A 16,384-nucleotide genomic window follows, 5' to 3' on the forward strand; every position below is an offset into this window, starting at 1 on the left:
TTCTCGGTGGTCTCCGAGAAGCGTCGGGCGGTTCCCACCTTGAGGCGCTTGATCTGATTGCCCCAGTACGGCTGGTCGGCCGAGCTCCACAGAATCAAGGTGGGTATGCCTGCACGCAGGCTTGCGGCAGTGGTGCCTGAGCCCCCGTGATGAACGACCGCGCGGCAGGCCGGAAAGACGGACGCGTAGTTCACCACGCCCACGACCTTGACGTGGTCGAAATGCGGCACATCGCTGAAATCGCTCCAGCCGGCGCAAATTAGCGCCCGCTGGTGCAATTCCGCACATGCCGCAGCGATCATTTCGACCGTGTCGACCGGAGATTCGACCGGCATGCTGCCGAAGCCAAAGCAAATCGGCGGCGATCCGGCGGCAATCCAAGCTGCCACGTCGTCGTCGGCGCCCGTGGTCAGTTGCATTGTCAATGGGCCGACAAACGGCCGTAGGCCGTCCCATTTCGCCCATTCGTCCGCCAGTCCGGGAAAGCAAACCTCGTCGTACGCTTGGATTTCCAGCGACTTTCGCTGGGCGATCCGGCGCGGCGAGGGATGCGTTGCCTTGGGGAGCCCGAGTTCGCGGCGCTGCGTGTCCTCGACCTTCTTGTTCAGGCGCCAACTGAACCAGTCGAACGCCGTCATCGCCGAGCGGCTCAACGGCGCCGGCAGCATCGAAACGGTCTGGCCGTTCGGCCGCATGGGGACGTGATGCAGCGTGGCAAACGGGATGTCGTAGTACTCCGCGACGTTGGCGGCGGGCTCTTGGTAACTTTGCCCGGCGAACAGCAGGTCCGCCCCGTCGGCCAGCGCCAGCAGTGTCGTGTTCATTTGTGCCCAGCACTGGTCGCTGATATCCCACATCTCCCGCCACATAGATCTCAGCTCCCGAACCCGCCAGAAACCGCTGAAGAACGACGTCCAGAAGTTGCGGTACAGGTCCAGCCAGGCCTGCGATTCCAGCCCGTACGGAACAGCCGGCAGCCCGGCGGCCTCGGTGAAGGCGACCGAATCGGGCGGGACCGCCATGCGCACATCGTGGCCCCGGCGCAGCAGTTCGCGGCCGACCACCAGGGAAGGCTCGACATCGCCACGAGTGCCATAGCTTGCCAGCACAAGTTTCATCGCGAATCCAAGCCCTTCAGTTGTGTCATCGGCGGCAACGATGCAACGACATCACTTTAAGTATCGGCGAGTCCGAGCATCGATTCGGGCGCCTTCGGCGATGGCGAGCGGCCTATCGTTCCTTGCGCCACAGCACACCGGTGCCGTCAATCTCGACGATCTTGGCAGTCACGCCATGCTCAGTTCGGTAGTCCGTGACGGCTTGCCGGCACGCGTCGATCGCGTGGTAGTCGTCAACGATGCAAAAACCTCCCGGCGACAGCCGCGGATAGAGCGCGTCGAGCCCTTGGATCGTCGATTCGTACAGGTCGCCGTCGAGCCGCAGCACGGCGATGCGCTCAATCGGGGCGCCCTGCAGCGTGTCTTTGAACCAGCCCGGCAGGAAACGAACCTGGTCGTCCAGCAACCCGTAGCGCTCGAAATTCGCTTTCACTTGCGCCTCGGAAACCGCCAGGACACCGGCGGCGTGGTGCAGCCGGATCCCCCTATCCGCTTCGAAATGCGCGGTGTCCGGGGGCGGAACTCCCTCGAACGAATCGGCCAGCCACACGGATCGCTTCTTATCGCCGTAGACGGCCAACACCGCCCGCATCAAGATCGACGCCCCGCCGCGCCACACCCCGCACTCGACCAGGTCGCCGGGGATGTTCTCGTTCAGAACGGTCTCGACGCAGCGCTGCAAACTCGTCAGTCGCTGCATGCCGATCATCGTCAACGCATCCGCCGGCCAATCCAGCCCCAGGTCACGCGCGTGCGGATTGAACGGACGCTTGCGCACCAGCATGAATTTGCCGGCGCTGAGCACCGGGCGTCCGAAGTAATTCCAACCGACGGGCACCAGCTCGTCGCTGCCATACCGGGTGAGGTTGCGCCGGAGCAGGTCGAGGTAGGCGGATCGTGTGTCCACGAATGAAGACCGGGAATCGCGATCGGCAACGGTCACGATTGCCCCCTAGTTCGCACGAACTTCCTCCCGGTGATCAGCGTAGACGTCCGTCCGAGCCCCCACGCCGTTTCGTACTTTTCCATCAACCCGGTCAACGCTCGGCCTCTCCGTTTGTAGCGCGTAGCCACCATACTGGCTCGCCCGCTGACCACCGGTCAGCCTCTGCGGACCATCATATGCTTCGAATGGTCATCGCCCCGTCCACCGAGGGGAGCGCCGTTTGCTGGATCCTCCGCCGGTTAGCTGTTATAGGCACGGTGAGGTCGCCGCGTTGGTTCGATCAGCCGGAGGACAATCCCGATTCCTTACCGATCCAGTCCAGCAACGCGGGCAAACCCTCGTCGAGGGTCCACTTCGGCCGCCAGCCCAGCTCGCTGCCGGCCGGTCCGATGTCACAGCTCGCGGCGCGTACGTCACCGTCGCGGAATTTGGGCACGACGTTCGGCTCCGGGGCGTCGCACATGGTGGCGACCTTGTCAGCCAGCTCGTGGATAGTGGTCGCCTTGCCCGATCCGATGTCGAGGCGGCGCGATTCGGTCGCGGGGTCCTGCAGCGCCGCGAACAGCGCGTCGACGACGTCGTCGATGTAGACGAAATCGCGCACGATCCTGCCGTCCTCGTATACCTCGAGCGATTGCCCTTCGCGCGCCAAACGCGCGAACAGAGCGACGATTCCGGTATACGAATTCGTCAGCGATTGGCCGGGACCGTAGACATTCTGCAGCCGTAGCACGCTGACATTGGTGTCGTGCGCGGCCGTCCAGGCCGCCAGCAAGTGCTCCTGGGCGAGCTTCGTGGCGGCGTAAACGTTGGTCGGCCGGGGCTCGGTTCCGGTCGCACAACTTGGCAGCGGCAGCGCGGGCTCGCCGTCGGGCCCTTGGGGATCCCACTGACCGGCCATCAGCTGCGCGTGGCTGCGGGGCGGCGGGTAAAAAACGTGGTCGCCGGCTTGCCAAGCGCCCTCGCCATAGACCGCCCGCGATGACGCCAGCACGAGTTGGTCAGGGACGTGCCCGGAGCGGCTCAACGCATCCAGGAGCTGCGTGGTGCCTACCACGTTCACCGAGCCGTGGCGCGTCGCCTCCGACAGCGACTGCGCTGTTCCTGTCTCGGCCGCCAGATGGATGATCTGGGACGGGCGGCACAGCCTGAGCACTGCATCCCAATCGGGGGCGTGCGCGACATCCCCGGTGAACAACCGCACCGACGACGGCAGATCGAGTGGCCGATCCGCACCGTGCACCTGTGGGTGCAGGATGTCCATCACCGCGACGTCGTAACCATCCTCGACGAGGCGATGCGACAGCGCCGACCCGATGAATCCCGCTCCCCCGGTGATGAGCACGGATGCTGACAAGAGCCGATGCCTCCCATTGATGTGCAGGTAGGTGACCGGCACAAGTTGCCGAGGTCGCGGTCCGGTCGATCATATCGGGCGTTCCCGTGCGGCCAGCCGGATTGCCGATTCAGCGCATCGCAGCTGATTGCCTTGGCAATCAGCCGCTCCGGTTGGGTTTGCCGAAAGCCGTCCCAGGCTAGGCCCAGGTCCCCCTGCGCCCGTGAGCCAACGCAACGACCTCCAGCACCGGCCTCATGATGGACGGCCGGAGCAGCCTGGCGGCGAAGCTGCTGGAATGCCTGCGGGCGTCCGCGAACGCCACCCGGAAATCATGCTCGCTGGCCCGATACGCCTCGAAAACCCGATCCAGCGTCGCCACGTCCGGCGGCCCGTCCAGCGCAGCGGCGTGCATGGCCTCATAAACCGCCGACATCCAGTCCGTGCCAAAACGATCGACCACCGGGCCGCAATCCCGGTTGCGCCGCAGATCGGAGCTGAGAAAATCATCGACCGCGCTTTCGTCCCCGATGCTGAGGTCGATGTCCAGCGCGGAGGAAATTCGCTTCACCTCGCGGCGCCAGTTCTCCAGAAGCTGCGTGTATTCGACGAACACCCGGGGCACGCGGCGCGAGTGCCGCTCGGCCAGCAGGTTTCCCTTCAACCACAGGGCGCTCGCAAGTTCCGGCGAGGCCCCGGTGGCCTTCCCGAGCGAGGCGATCACCTCCTGCGGGTGGCGCACCGCGATCACGACCGCGACGTCGAGACCCGCCAGCCGGGCCGCCTCGAACCACATCTCCGAGAGCACGACGATCTGCAGGTCCTTGATGACCAGCAACGGTGCGTCCGGCATCGACTTGAGGTAACACGCGATGTCGGCGGTGCACGCCGCCCGCTCCGCCGCGGTGAAGGCGCCTTCCTCCAGCACGCGCAGTGATGGGTCCCACCACGCGCTGCCGCGGCGCTCCAGGATTGACCTGTTGAGAAGCAGGGAAGCGCGCGGCTCCCAGTAGCCCCGCTTGTTGGTTTCGTCCGCCCCCATCATCCCCGCGGGAAGCGTGGCGCCGCATAGCGAAAGAACCCGGGTCAGTGCCGACGTCCCTGACCGGCCCATACCCAGAACGAACAAGGCGAGGGGGCGTGTCGCGGTCGAATGCTGGGGAGGAGTGGCGGAGCGGGCGATGCTTTCGGCGGGTCTAGTGATGGGGGCCCAGTTCATCCAGCTTCAGCCTTCCAACTTGTGCGCGTCGACGCCACGGGTTTCGCGGAAGTATTACCGACAGTTCGACTTTGCGGGTTGGATCTATGAAACACACATCAAATGCGTAAAACCCGCGTAGACAACGCGTAACTTGAGCCGCGCCGGACCAGACTGACCTGGACTTTGCGCGCCTACCCCGCGACGGCCCCCGGCTCGAAGAACGGTGCCCCGTACTCGGTCACCGGCTGGAAGCCGCGTTTGCGCGCCTTCTCCGCGGCCTTGCGGATCAGCGCATAGATGCCGACGAACGCGGCGTGATCGGTCATCACGAACGGGGTCAGGAGCCGGTTGTGCACCAGCGAGAAAGCCACCCCGCTCGCTGGGTCGGTCCAACCGAGCGAGCCGCCCAGCCCGACGTGACCGAAGCCCGGCATCACGTTCCCGATGGGCAGGCTGTGGTAGCCCAGGTGGAATGCCAGCGGCATGAACAGGTTTCGGTCCGGGCGCAGGCTCCGCCGACCGGTCAGGCCGGCGACCATTTCGCGGGACAGGAACCGGATGCCGTCAACCTCGCCGCCGTTGGCGATGGCGCCGTACATCCGGGCCAGTCCCCGGGCCGTCGCCACCCCGTTGGCCGCCGGGATCTCCCCGTCCAGCAACGGGGTGTCACCCTGCACGGCCGCGACCATGCCCGGGAAGTACATGGACCGGAACCCGCCGGACAGCTCGTTGGCCACCTTGCGAGTCACGAAGCTCAGCACCGGGTTCCGCACGAGGTTCTGCGGCGCCACGATCTGGGCGACCCGCGTCGGCGCGCCGGCCGGCGGCCGGCCCAGGTACAGCCCGTCGGTGCCCAGCGGCTCGGCGAGCTCCTCGCGGATCAGCGCTCGCATGCCTTTTCCGGTCACGCCCCGGGCCAGGCCGGACATCAGCCAGCCGAAGGTAAGGGCGTGATACGCCGACTTGCCCAGCAGCCGGCCCGGTGCCGCGGCCGCCAGCCGTTCTTCCATGACGACGTGGTCCAGCAAGTCTTCGGTGCTGGCGCCACGCAGGCCCGACAGGCCGGCAGCGTGCCTCATCACGTCACGCACGGTGAGGTTCGCCTTGCCGTTGGCCGCGAACTCCGGCCAGTACTCGGCAACGGGCGCCTCGTAGTCGATCAGCCCGCGGTCGGCGAGCCGGTGAATGACGGTGGCGGCCATGCCTTTCGTGGCCGAGAACACCATCGGGGCGCTGTCGGCCGACCACGGGGTGTGGCCACCCCGGTCGGACCACCCGGTCCAGACGTCGACGACGGGTTGGCCGTCCAAATACACCGCCAGCGCGCCGCCGCCGAAGCGGCGAGCGGGGAACATGCTGGCGAAACTGCGAACGACGCATCCGAAGTGTGAGTCCGCCGCGCCGGACACACGGTGACCTGCGTCAAGGTCATCGTGGACAGGGACCGCGCGGCGATCGACTCGGGTTTCCACCGTCACATTTTTGAATTTACTTGGATTTCACACCTTCCCGGAGCGAAATCGGATTGTTTATCTATCCGTTATCCTGACGAGGCCGTTAATATTTGCTGCGCCGCCAGCGCGGGGGTCAGCTCGCCGGCCTTGACCTGGCGCTCGATGTCGGCACGCATCTTGCGCACCTTCGGATTGGACAGCACCCGGTCCAGGACGGTGTCGCGCACCATCTGCCACGTCCAGTCGACCTGCTGGGCGCGGCGGCGCGCCTCGAACTCGCCGGCTTCAGTGAGCACCTGGCGATGACGCTCGATGGTGTCCCACAATTCCTGCAGGCCGGTCCCCTCCGTCGCGCTCATCGTGAGAACCGGTGGCCGCCAGAGTGTTTCACGCGGATGGATCAACCTGATCGCGGACGACAGTTCGCGGGCGGCCATCCGCGCCTCCGCGAGATGCTCCCCGTCGGCCTTGTTCACCACCACGATGTCGGCCAGCTCCAGCGCGCCCTTCTTGATGCCCTGCAGCTGATCGCCGCTGCGCGCCAGGGTCAACAGGACGAACGTGTCGACCATGTTGGCCACCGTCACCTCGGACTGGCCGACGCCAACGGTCTCGATGATGATCACGTCGAAACCGGCGGCCTCCAACAACACCACCGTCTCGCGGGTGGCCTTTGCTACGCCGCCCAGGGTGCCCGACGTCGGCGACGGGCGAATGTACGCGTCCGGGTGCACCGCCAGCCGCGCCATCCGGGTCTTGTCGCCCAGGATCGATCCCCCGCTGCGTGTCGACGACGGGTCCACGGCCAGCACCGCCACCCGGTGGCCCTGCTCGATCAGGTGCATGCCAAGGGCCTCGATGGTGGTGGACTTCCCCACGCCGGGGGTCCCGGTGATGCCGATGCGGTGCGCGTTGCCCGAGTCGGGCGTCAGCGCGAGCAGAAGCTGCTGCGCCTTCTCGTGATGGTCGGCGCGGGTGGACTCCAGCAGTGTGATGGCCCGCGGCAGCGCCGCGCGGTCGCCGCGGCGAATGGCGTCGGCCAGCTCGTCGACGGTGTGGCTCTTGCGGGCTGCCATCTAGTCGAGCGTGTAACCCAGGCGTTCGGCGAGCTTGTGCAGCAAGCCGATCGCGGCCTCGGCGATCACCGTCCCCGGCGGGAAGATGGCGGCGGCCCCGGCTTGGTACAGCTCGTCGAAGTCACCGGGCGGGATGACACCGCCGACCACGATCATGATGTCGGGCCGTCCGACCTCGGCGAGCGCGTCGCGCAGCGCAGGCACCAGCGTCAGGTGGCCGGCGGCCAGCGACGAAACGCCGACCACGTGCACGTCGTTGTCCGCGGCCTGGCGGGCCACCTCCTCGGGCGTGGAGAACAGCGAGCCAACGTCGACGTCGAAGCCGAGGTCGGCGAAGGCCGTCGCGATCACCTTCTGGCCGCGGTCGTGACCGTCCTGGCCCATCTTGGCCACCAGAATCCTGGGCCGGCGGCCGTCGGCCTCGGCGAACTTCTCGACTAGTTCGGTGGCGGTTGCGATGTTCTGGGCCTTTCCGGCTTCGTCCCGGTAGACGCCGGCGATGGTGCGGATCTCCGCCTGGTGCCGGCCGTATACCTTTTCCAGCGCGTCGGAGATCTCCCCGACCGTGGCTTTGGCCCGGGCGGCGTTGATCGCCAGCGCCAGCAGATTATTACCCAACCCGTCCTCGCCGGCGCGACCGTGCGCGGCGGCGGCCCGGGACAAGTCGGCCAGCGCGGCGTCGACCGCGGCCTGGTCGCGGCTGGCCCGCAGCTCCTTGAGTTTGGCCAGCTGCTCGGCGCGCACCCGGCTGTTCTCGACCTTGAGGACCTCGACCTCCTGGTCCTCTTCGACCTGATACTTGTTGACGCCGATCACCGGCTGGATCCCGGAGTCGATGCGGGCCTGGGTCCGCGCGGCGGCCTCCTCGATGCGCAACTTCGGGATGCCCTCGTTGATGGCCTGGGCCATGCCGCCGTGCTCGGCTACCTCGGCGATGTGCGCGCGGGCCCGCTGCGCGAGCTGGTGGGTCAGCCACTCCACGTAATACGAGCCGCCCCACGGGTCGATGGGCCGCGTGGTGCCCGACTCCTGCTGCAGCAGCAGCTGCGTGTTGCGCGCGATCCGCGCTGAGAAGTCCGTGGGCAGCGCAAGCGCCTCGTCGAGGGCGTTGGTGTGCAGCGACTGGGTGTGCCCCTGGGTCGCGGCCATCGCCTCGATGCAGGTGCGCGCGACGTTGTTGAAGGCGTCCTGCGCGGTCAGCGACCAGCCGGAGGTCTGCGAATGTGTGCGCAACGACAGCGATTTGGGGTTCTTCGGGTTGAACTGCGCCACCAGCTCGCTCCACAGCAGCCGGCCCGCCCGCAGCTTGGCGACCTCCATGAAGAAGTTCATCCCGATGCCCCAGAAGAACGACAGCCGCGGCGCGAACTTGTCGATGTCCAGGTCGGCGTCCAGGCCCGCCTTGATGTAATCGACGCCGTCGGCCAGCGTGTAGGCCAGCTCCAAATCGGCTGTGGCCCCGGCCTCTTGGATGTGATAGCCGGAGATCGAGATTGAGTTGAACTTCGGCATCTTCGCGCTGGTGTAGCCGAAGATGTCGGAGATGATGCGCATCGACGGCTTGGGCGGATAGATGTAGGTGTTGCGCACCATGAATTCTTTGAGGATGTCGTTCTGGATGGTGCCGGCCAGCTTCTCCGGCGGCACCCCCTGCTCCTCGGCGGCCACCACGTACAGCGCCAGGATCGGCAGCACGGCGCCGTTCATCGTCATCGACACCGACACCGTCGACAAGTCGATGCCGTCGAACAGCTGGCGCATGTCGAGGATGGAATCGATTGCCACGCCGGCCATTCCGACGTCGCCCTGGACGCGCGGATGGTCGGAGTCGTAGCCGCGGTGGGTGGCCAGGTCGAAGGCCACCGACAGGCCCTTCTGGCCGGCCGCCAGGTTGCGACGGTAGAACGCATTCGACTCCGCCGCGGTGGAGAATCCCGCGTACTGACGGATGGTCCACGGCTGGTTGACGTACATCGTGGGGTACGGACCGCGCAGGAAGGGCGGTTCGCCGGGGAAGCTGTTCAGCGGGTAACCGCCGGCCACCGCGGCGGCCCGGTCGGCGCCGATGTACACCGGTTTGACGGCGATGTCTTCTGGCGTGTGCCACTCGAGCTGATCGGGCGTGTACCAGTGCGCCGCCGCGGCGGCCGCGACGTGCTTTTCCACGGCGGCTTCGGTGGGCGGCGGCAGCGGGCGGTCGCCGTTCAGCGGGACGTCGGCGAAGTTACCGATCACAGGTGCGGTTGTGGTCATTGCGGCTACGCTCCCAGTCGAGTCAGCAGGTTCGAAAGGGCCTCGACCGCATTGATTTTCGCGGTCAGGAATTCGTCGGGCCGGTGCTCTGCATCGGCGATGGCCTTTTCCGGCCCGGCGAGGTAGACCCTCGACACGCCGGCGGTTCGGGCCGCCTCGACGATCGCCGCGGCCTCGTCCCCGTAGCGCTTGTCGGTGCCGCAGATGACCGCCGCGCTGGGCGATCCCGCATCGGCAACGGCCTTCGCGACACCTGCGGCGTCGACCGTGCCCGGGTTGACGGCTTCGATACCGCCCGACGCCAGCAGATTGGCGGCGAACGTGGCCCGGATGTTGTGCTCGGCCAGCGGGCCCAACGGAAGCAACAGCGCCTGCGGACGCGCGCCGGTGCGCTCCAGGAAGGCGTCGGAGCGATCGCGCAACGCCTCGAACGCGGCGGCATAACGCTGCAGGTTGCCGGCGGCCAGCGGCGAACCCAACGAATCATCATGCGGCAGAGCGGGTTCGGTGAGATTCGGGAACTCGTTGACACCGGTGATCGCGGTGCGGCGGTGCGCGATGTCGTCGGCGCGTCGCGCGGCCACCTCGGCGATCTGCTCGGCGACGTACTCGCGCGCCTCGACGAACCCGCCACGCGCCTCGATGGCCTGGAAATGCTCCCAGGCCTGCTCCGCGAGCCGGGCGGTGAGGTCCTCGACGAACCATGAGCCGCCGGCGGGGTCCAGCACACGGCCGACGTGCGACTCCTCCAAGAGCAGCAGCTGGGTGTTGCGGGCGATCCGGCGCGCGAAGCTTCTCGCCGTGCCGGGGAAGCCACCCGGGATCGCCACGTCGAACGGGAGCACCAGCACGGTGTCGGCGCCGCCGACGCCCGCGCCGAACGCGGCCAGGGTGCAGCGCAGCATGTTCACCCACGGGTCGCGTTGGGTCATCATCGGCAGCGACGTTTCGGCGTGCACGGTGACCGCGCCGCCGTCCGGGTCGCCGACGACCTCCGCGACCCGCGCCCAGAGCTGACGCACGGCCCGCATCTTGGCGAGCGTCACGAACTGATCGTCGTCGGCGGCCAGCCGGAAACTGATCTGCCGCAACGCCTCCCCGACCGACATGCCCGACTCGGTGAGCCGCCGCAGATAGGCCACCCCGGCGGCCACGGTGCCGGCCAGCTCCCACGTCGCGTTGGCCCCCAGGTTGTGGAAGGCCGGCCCGTCGACGGTGATCGCCCGCACGCCGTGCTCCCGGGCAGCGCGCTTGGCGACCGCGACCACCTCGTCCATCGCGGGCGCGGGGCGATCGCTCAGTGTCGCGGTGAGGGGGTCGCCGCCCAGGTCGATCGAGAGTAATTCGCGCTGGTCAGCTTCGACGCCTGCGGCCAGGGCCAGCATCGCGTCGGCGGCGGCCGAGTAGTCCGCGCCCGCGTCGACGATGACCGGCGCCATGCTCAGGTGCACGCCCTGCAGGGCATCCGCGAGCTGGTCGACCGTCACGCCGGATTCGCCCACCCGCAGCACCAGCGCGCTGGCCCCGTTGCCAAGTGCCTCGAGCACCGCCGAGTTGACATCCTGGGCCGCTACCCCGGCGACGCGATCGGCGGGGAACGCCTCGGCCACCTTCCAGCCGGACTTGACGTCGCGCAGCGCATCGGCGCCCCGCACGAAAGGCCACTCGCCGGGCAACGGCGGTTCCGGCAGCTCGTCCAGCGCCGTGTACAGCGCGCGGACCGCGATGCCGTCGTAGGTAGGGGTTTCCAGCAGCCGCTCGGGCTGGTCCCCGAGTTCCTCGGGGTCCTTCCGGGTGCTTTTCGATAGCACGCCGGCGACCGCACTGCGCCAACGCCCGCGAACCTGTTCTAGTTCGGCGAGCTCGGGTACATCAATGGACACCGATTGCTCCCTTTTTTGCCAGCAAATGGGGCCTGCGACTTACTAATCAGGCTAATTGATCGAACCTGTCGGCAGAAAACCATGCGGGGCGACCAGCAAGGCAGGCCGGTGATGAAACGCCAGCCTCGGGAAACGAGTTATTCATCTGCGCCCCGTAACCTTTACAGGCGTGACGGCTTCCGCCACCTGCAGAATCAACCGGACGCTGCGCGACCTCGGCGGCGCGCTGGGCGCGGCCGCGCGTCTGCTGTCGCGGCCCCGGGCGATCGCCACAGTGGTCGGTATCACACTCTTGATCGCGGCCGCGTCATGGTTGCCCTTACCCACCCCGGTGCAGATGCGCGATTGGGCCGAGTCGGTCGGCCCCTGGTTTCCCTTGGCGTTTCTCGCCGCCCACATCGTGGTCACCGTGGTGCCGGTGCCGCGGACGGCGTTCACCCTGGCCGCCGGGCTGCTGTTCGGGCCGTTGATGGGTGTGGCGATCGCGGTGGTTGCCAGCACCGCGAGCGCGGTGATCGCGATGCTGCTGGTGCGCGCGGCCGGGTGGCGGCTGAACCGTCTGGTTCGCCATCGGTCGATCGACACGGTGGACGAGCGCTTGCGGCAGCGGGGCTGGCTGGCCATCTTGTCGCTGCGCCTGATTCCCGCGGTGCCGTTTTCGGCGATCAACTACGCCGCCGGCGCGTCGACCGTGCGGGTCTTGCCGTACAGCCTGGCCACGCTGGGCGGCCTGCTGCCCGGCACCGCCGCCGTGGTGATCCTGGGCGACGCGCTCGCCGGTCACCCCAGCTCGCTGCTGTACCTGGTTTCGCTGTGCACGGCGACCCTGGGTCTGACGGGCTTGGTGATCGAGATCCGCCACTACCGCCGGCACCATCACCGCGCGCACAACTCCGCCGCCGACCGGCCCTCCCCGGAGCCGGCCCCCATCGGCTGATCTCCTGCAGCAAATCTGGCTAATCGCCACGGCCGACGGGCAGAAGCTGGCAAGCTGGACCGCACAGATACCGGCATCCGCTCAAAGGGGGGCTGTTGGCCGGAACCCAAGCGCCGTACCTACCGCGGTCCAAGATGCATTCCGCGTTATTGGTGATCGCGTCGCTTTGTTGCGTCGTCGCCTTCTTCGCAGCCGTCTACATGCTGCCCAAGAACACTGGCCCGGCCCACGAACCAGGCCCGCCGCCGCTACTGTCACCGATCGATCTGCCCGCGTCGACGGCCGTCGGCCCAGGGGCGGGCATCTACGTCCAGTACGCCGACGGGTCGGGCGGAATGGGCTGCACCGCAGGGTTTTTGGTGCGCACCAACACCGGCCAGCCCGGTGTGCTTACCGCAGGCCATTGCAACCGTCCCGGCGAGGCCAGCAAGGTGACGATGAACCTGGGCGGGGTCCTCCCCTACGTCACGCTGGGCACGTTCAGCCAGACGGTCAGCGAAGGGGTCCACGACGAACAGCACGACATCGGCCTCATCGTGCTCAATGGGGACGACGTTCCCCAGAATCCGGCCATCGCGTCCGCCTTGCGGGTCTCCGGCGTCGCCACGAACCTCCATACCGGCCAGGAACTCTGCAAATTCGGCATGGGCACCGGCGAGGCGACGTGCGGACAGATCACGGAAATCACCGACAGCAAGGTCGTGTTCCTGGCGCCCGGCCAATGCGGCGATTCCGGCGGCCCGGTGTACCTCAATCAAGGCGATGGCACCGTCGGCGCCGTCGGCATCCTGATCCGCGGGGGCGACCCTCACGCGCCTAGGCCCGGGTGTTCGGTCCCGGCGAAATTCTCGGTCGCCGAACTGATCCAGCCGTGGCTCGACCGGTGGCATCTCACCGCCGTGACCGCGGCGGCCGCGTCCGGCTGACGCTCCTTCAGGCTGGCTTCAGGCTGACTTCCTACTGTCGCGGATCGCGGCGATCCGCGGGTCCCCCCGCGGATACATGCGCCGCCGACAGAGAGGAGAGATGGGCCGAGTGAAGATCAAACAACTCATCGCGGGTTCGCTGCTCGCGGGCGCCCTCGGGACGGCCGTGGCCGGCTTCGGCGCCGCGGTGGCGAGTGCGGATCCACCCCCACCACCGGCGCCCGGGCAACCATGGGGGCCGGGACCGGGCGGACCGGGTGGACCGCCGCCATCGCCGGGTGGACCGGGTGGACCGGGTGGACCGCCACCGCCGGGAGACCCGGGTGGACCATTCCGGCCTCCGCCGCCGGGAATCTGACGAGGCGTTAGCAGTCTGGAGCGGTGGCCGCCTCGCCTGGGGCGGCCACCGCTCACCCACGTTCGACCGGCATGCTGAGCCGGAACCGCGCCCCGCCGTCGTGCGACAGACACACCAGCTCGCCGCCGTGCGCACGCGCCAGCGCCCGGGCTATCGGCAGGCCCAGCCCGGCGCCGCCGTGATCGCGGGCGCGTCCGGCGTCGAGCCGCACCAGCCGCTCGAAGATCCGCTCGCGCTCGTCGTCGGGAATGCCGGGCCCGCTGTCGGTTACGGTCACCTCCGCGGCGCCTTCGTGCCTGCGGACGTCGATCGTGATCGAGCCTCCCGGCGGCGTATATCGGCGGGCGTTGTCGAGGAGATTGGACAGGATCTGCGCGAGCCGGGTGGGGTCCGCGTTGACGGTCAGCTCGCCCAGGCCCGTGCGACGGACGGCGAGTTGCGGTGCCAGCATCGCGGCCCGGTCGGCTTCGCCGTCCGCGATCGCGGCCAGGTCGACGTGCTGGATGTCCAACGGCAGCCCGGCGTCGATGCGGCTCAGATCGAGCATGTCCGAGACGAGCCGCCCGGCGCGCCGCGCGTCGGACAGCAGCAGGCTGGCCCGGCGATACTGACCGTCTGCGTTGTCGCCTTGCTGGGAGGCGCTGGTGGCGAGTTGCTCGGCGGCGACCTGAATCCCGGCGATCGGGGTGCGCAGCTCGTGCGCGGCGTCCACCAGAAATCGCCGGGTGGCCGTCTCGGCGCGCCGGGCCGCGTCGGCCGCCCGCTGCGCCCGGCGCTCGGATGCCTCCAAGGCATCCAGCATCCCGTCGAATGCGCTTGCCGCGCGGCCCAATTCGGTATCCGCGCGGTCGGGGCGCAGCCGCCGCCCGCGATCACCGGTCCGGATGTCGTTGGCCAGCGCCGTCAGGCGGTCCAGCGGGCGCAGCGCCACCCGGCTGACCGCCACCAACAACAGTGCGGCGACAGCCAGCGTCGCCACGCCCGCCCCGACCATCAGCAGCCGCAACTGGTGCGTCACCTGCGTGGTCTGGGTCGTGTCGGCGACCAGGATCACCCGGGCGCCGTCCGGCAACGGACGCACCATGGCCGTCGCGCTGACATCCGGTAGGGGCGGTGGTGGCGGTGGCCAGGGCGGTGGGACATTCGGCCCGGGTTCCCACGGCGGCGGTGCCGGCGGGGGTGGAAAGGGCGGCGGGGCCACCGGACCGGCGACGGTATCGGGGCTGATGCCGCGGTCGCCGTAGGCGGCGCCGTCGGCGGTGACCAGCAGCGCGCGCACCCCGCCGCCGTTGAGTTCGGCGGCGAGCAGATCGGGTGAGGTGTGCGCGGCGTCCAGCGCCTCGGCGCGCGACGCCGCCGCGAGCAGCCGGTCGTGCAGGTTCCGGCGGGCGATGACGCCCAGGCTGACGTCGATGGTGACGCCGAGCACCACCAGCAGCAGGGCCAGCAGCGCCACCACCACGAGCGTCACCCGGCGCTGCAGGGAGGGGGTCCGCGTCGTCATGATCGCTGGGGTTGCAGCCGGTAGCCGATGCCGCGCACGGTGTGCAGTATCCGCGGCCCGTGGGCTTCGAGCTTGCGCCGCAAGCCGCTCACGTGCACTTGGACCAGGTTGGGGTCGTAGGCGTCGTACCCCCACACGGCGTTCAGGATCTGGCCGGCACTGACGATGCGGCCGCGCTGCTCCGCGAGGAAGGACAGCAGCCGCAGCTCGGTTGCCGTCAGGTCGAGGCGACAACCGTTGCGCGCGGCCACGCCGGCGTCGGCGTCGAGCATCAGGTCGCCGAGTTGAACGACTTTCGGCAGCCGTCCGCGCCGGCGCAACACCGCGCCGACCCGTGACACCAGTTCGGCCAGCTCGAACGGTTTGATCACGTAGTCGTCGGCCCCGCCGTCCAGCCCGCGCAGCCGATCTTCCAGGCCGTCGCGAGCCGTGATCAGGACGATCCCGACATCGCCCCAGTCGCGGATGACATCGATGAGGTCGAAGCCATCGCGCCCCGGCAGCATGACGTCGAGCACCACCAGGTCCGGCCGCAGGCCGTCCAGCGCCTCCTCGAGCCCGTCGCCGTCACAGCGACCGACGGTGTGGTAGCCGACGTCGGTGAGCGCCTCGCTGACCATCTCGCGGATCGTCTCGGAGTCCTCGACCACCAGGACCCGGGGCGCGCCGACGCTGAAGTGGCCGGCGGCGGCCCGGGGTCCGTTCGTCATGCCTCCCATTGTCGGCGCACGTTCTGAAACCAACCTGAAGCGGTCGCGCGGACCCTTGGGTCACCGCAGCGACATGCCCGCTCCCCGGGCGGGGTCCTAGCAATGTCGCTGTGAGGCGGGCAGAACGCCGCGCACCTTCGCTGGTGACACGAGTGACTCACGGGACACAAGTTTCTTCAGGTCCACTTCAGTTCCGCCTCCTACCGTCCGGTGCCATGACCACAAACGATGAGATCGATACCCATCCACCCGCGCCGCCGCCGGCCGCCCATCCCCCACGCGAGCCCCGCCGGCACTCCACCGGCGTGGTGGTCGGCGTCGGGGTAGCTGGCGCGATGATCGGCGCGGCGGGCACCATCGCGGCGATCGCCTTCGCCTGGATCATCAGCGCCGGACCGCCCGGGCCGCCGCTGCCGCCCGGGCCGCCGCCGATGATGGCCCTGCAGCACGGACCGCCGCCGCCCCCGCCGATGGGCGGTCCGATGGGCGGTTTCGGGTTTGCGCCGCCGCCCGGCCCGCCCGCGCCACCGCATGGCCCCTGGCCTCCCGGTGAGACCTCCCCGCCGGGGCAACCGTCTCCGCACAGCTGACCGGTCCGCCGCCGTCACGATCCATCAAATCGTGACGGCGGCAGCCGTGTCGCCAGTAGCGTCTCGGTTACCGATATCCGGCGACAGTGGAG

12 protein-coding genes and 1 pseudogene are annotated in these 16,384 nt (G+C 68.5%); 3 read left to right on the forward strand and 10 right to left on the reverse strand.

Going from position 1 to position 16,384, the window contains the following annotated elements:
- The 8 genes and pseudogenes from A5697_RS20655 to mutA all read right to left on the reverse strand — a co-directional run.
- On the reverse strand, positions 1–1,118 hold a 1,118-nt coding region (locus tag A5697_RS20655; RefSeq protein ID WP_068011863.1), incomplete at its 3' end, for a glycosyltransferase.
- Positions 1,119–1,230: 112 nt separating this feature from the next.
- Entirely contained in the window at positions 1,231–2,061 is an 831-nt protein-coding gene (locus A5697_RS20660; RefSeq protein ID WP_067944079.1) for a TylF/MycF/NovP-related O-methyltransferase, read from the reverse strand.
- Between the two features lie 283 nt (positions 2,062–2,344).
- The gene (locus tag A5697_RS20665) at positions 2,345–3,409 is read right to left on the reverse strand and encodes an NAD(P)-dependent oxidoreductase (protein WP_067944096.1); all 1,065 of its coding nucleotides are present in this window, start codon (positions 3,407–3,409) and stop codon (positions 2,345–2,347) included.
- 190 nt (positions 3,410–3,599) lie between these two features.
- Entirely contained in the window at positions 3,600–4,514 is a 915-nt protein-coding gene (locus tag A5697_RS20670; RefSeq protein WP_067944081.1) for a sulfotransferase family protein, read from the reverse strand.
- 278 nt (positions 4,515–4,792) lie between these two features.
- Positions 4,793–6,079, reverse strand: coding sequence for a serine hydrolase domain-containing protein (locus tag A5697_RS20675; RefSeq protein ID WP_067944082.1), 1,287 nt, complete (start codon positions 6,077–6,079; stop codon positions 4,793–4,795).
- 51 nt (positions 6,080–6,130) lie between these two features.
- Positions 6,131–7,131 (reverse strand): annotated as a pseudogene (gene meaB, locus A5697_RS20680) (methylmalonyl Co-A mutase-associated GTPase MeaB).
- Positions 7,132–9,384: a methylmalonyl-CoA mutase gene (gene scpA, locus A5697_RS20685; RefSeq protein WP_068011865.1), complete on the reverse strand. Its 2,253-nt coding sequence runs from the start codon at positions 9,382–9,384 to the stop codon at positions 7,132–7,134.
- Between the two features lie 5 nt (positions 9,385–9,389).
- Entirely contained in the window at positions 9,390–11,267 is a 1,878-nt protein-coding gene (gene mutA / locus A5697_RS20690; protein ID WP_068011866.1) for a methylmalonyl-CoA mutase small subunit, read from the reverse strand.
- Between the two features lie 169 nt (positions 11,268–11,436).
- Here mutA and A5697_RS20695 point away from each other — a divergent pair, with 169 nt between their 5' ends.
- Both A5697_RS20695 and A5697_RS20700 read left to right on the forward strand, forming a co-directional pair.
- Entirely contained in the window at positions 11,437–12,204 is a 768-nt protein-coding gene (locus tag A5697_RS20695; protein WP_068011867.1) for a TVP38/TMEM64 family protein, read from the forward strand.
- A gap of 134 nt (positions 12,205–12,338) precedes the next feature.
- Entirely contained in the window at positions 12,339–13,130 is a 792-nt protein-coding gene (locus tag A5697_RS20700; protein WP_068011868.1) for an endopeptidase, read from the forward strand.
- A gap of 410 nt (positions 13,131–13,540) precedes the next feature.
- On the opposite strand, the gene A5697_RS20705 is transcribed toward A5697_RS20700, so the two are convergent.
- Together A5697_RS20705 and A5697_RS20710 are read right to left on the reverse strand one after the other, a co-directional pair.
- Positions 13,541–14,992: a cell wall metabolism sensor histidine kinase WalK gene (locus A5697_RS20705; protein WP_068011869.1), complete on the reverse strand. Its 1,452-nt coding sequence runs from the start codon at positions 14,990–14,992 to the stop codon at positions 13,541–13,543.
- Positions 14,989–15,702: a response regulator transcription factor gene (locus tag A5697_RS20710; RefSeq protein WP_369806136.1), complete on the reverse strand. Its 714-nt coding sequence runs from the start codon at positions 15,700–15,702 to the stop codon at positions 14,989–14,991. Before A5697_RS20710 ends, A5697_RS20705 begins: the two co-directional genes overlap by 4 nt.
- A 215-nt stretch (positions 15,703–15,917) precedes the next feature.
- Between A5697_RS20710 and A5697_RS20715 the strand changes: the two genes are divergently transcribed.
- On the forward strand, positions 15,918–16,292 hold the full coding sequence (locus tag A5697_RS20715; RefSeq protein ID WP_068011871.1) for a hypothetical protein: 375 nt from the start codon (positions 15,918–15,920) through the stop codon (positions 16,290–16,292).
- The last annotated feature ends 92 nt before the right edge of the window (positions 16,293–16,384 follow it).

The sequence above is a fragment of the Mycobacterium sp. E3251 genome, from assembly GCF_001666835.1.
Classification (GTDB): domain Bacteria; phylum Actinomycetota; class Actinomycetes; order Mycobacteriales; family Mycobacteriaceae; genus Mycobacterium.

Coding starts and splice junctions, on each gene's coding strand:
- A5697_RS20670 (WP_067944081.1), bottom strand. CDS start 4,514: ATGGGCCGGTCAGGGACGTCGGCACTGACCCGGGTTCTTTCGCTATGC.
- scpA (WP_068011865.1), bottom strand. CDS start 9,384: ATGACCACAACCGCACCTGTGATCGGTAACTTCGCCGACGTCCCGCTG.
- A5697_RS20700 (WP_068011868.1), top strand. CDS start 12,339: ATGCATTCCGCGTTATTGGTGATCGCGTCGCTTTGTTGCGTCGTCGCC.
- A5697_RS20705 (WP_068011869.1), bottom strand. CDS start 14,992: ATGACGACGCGGACCCCCTCCCTGCAGCGCCGGGTGACGCTCGTGGTG.
- A5697_RS20710 (WP_369806136.1), bottom strand. CDS start 15,702: ATGACGAACGGACCCCGGGCCGCCGCCGGCCACTTCAGCGTCGGCGCG.
- A5697_RS20715 (WP_068011871.1), top strand. CDS start 15,918: ATGACCACAAACGATGAGATCGATACCCATCCACCCGCGCCGCCGCCG.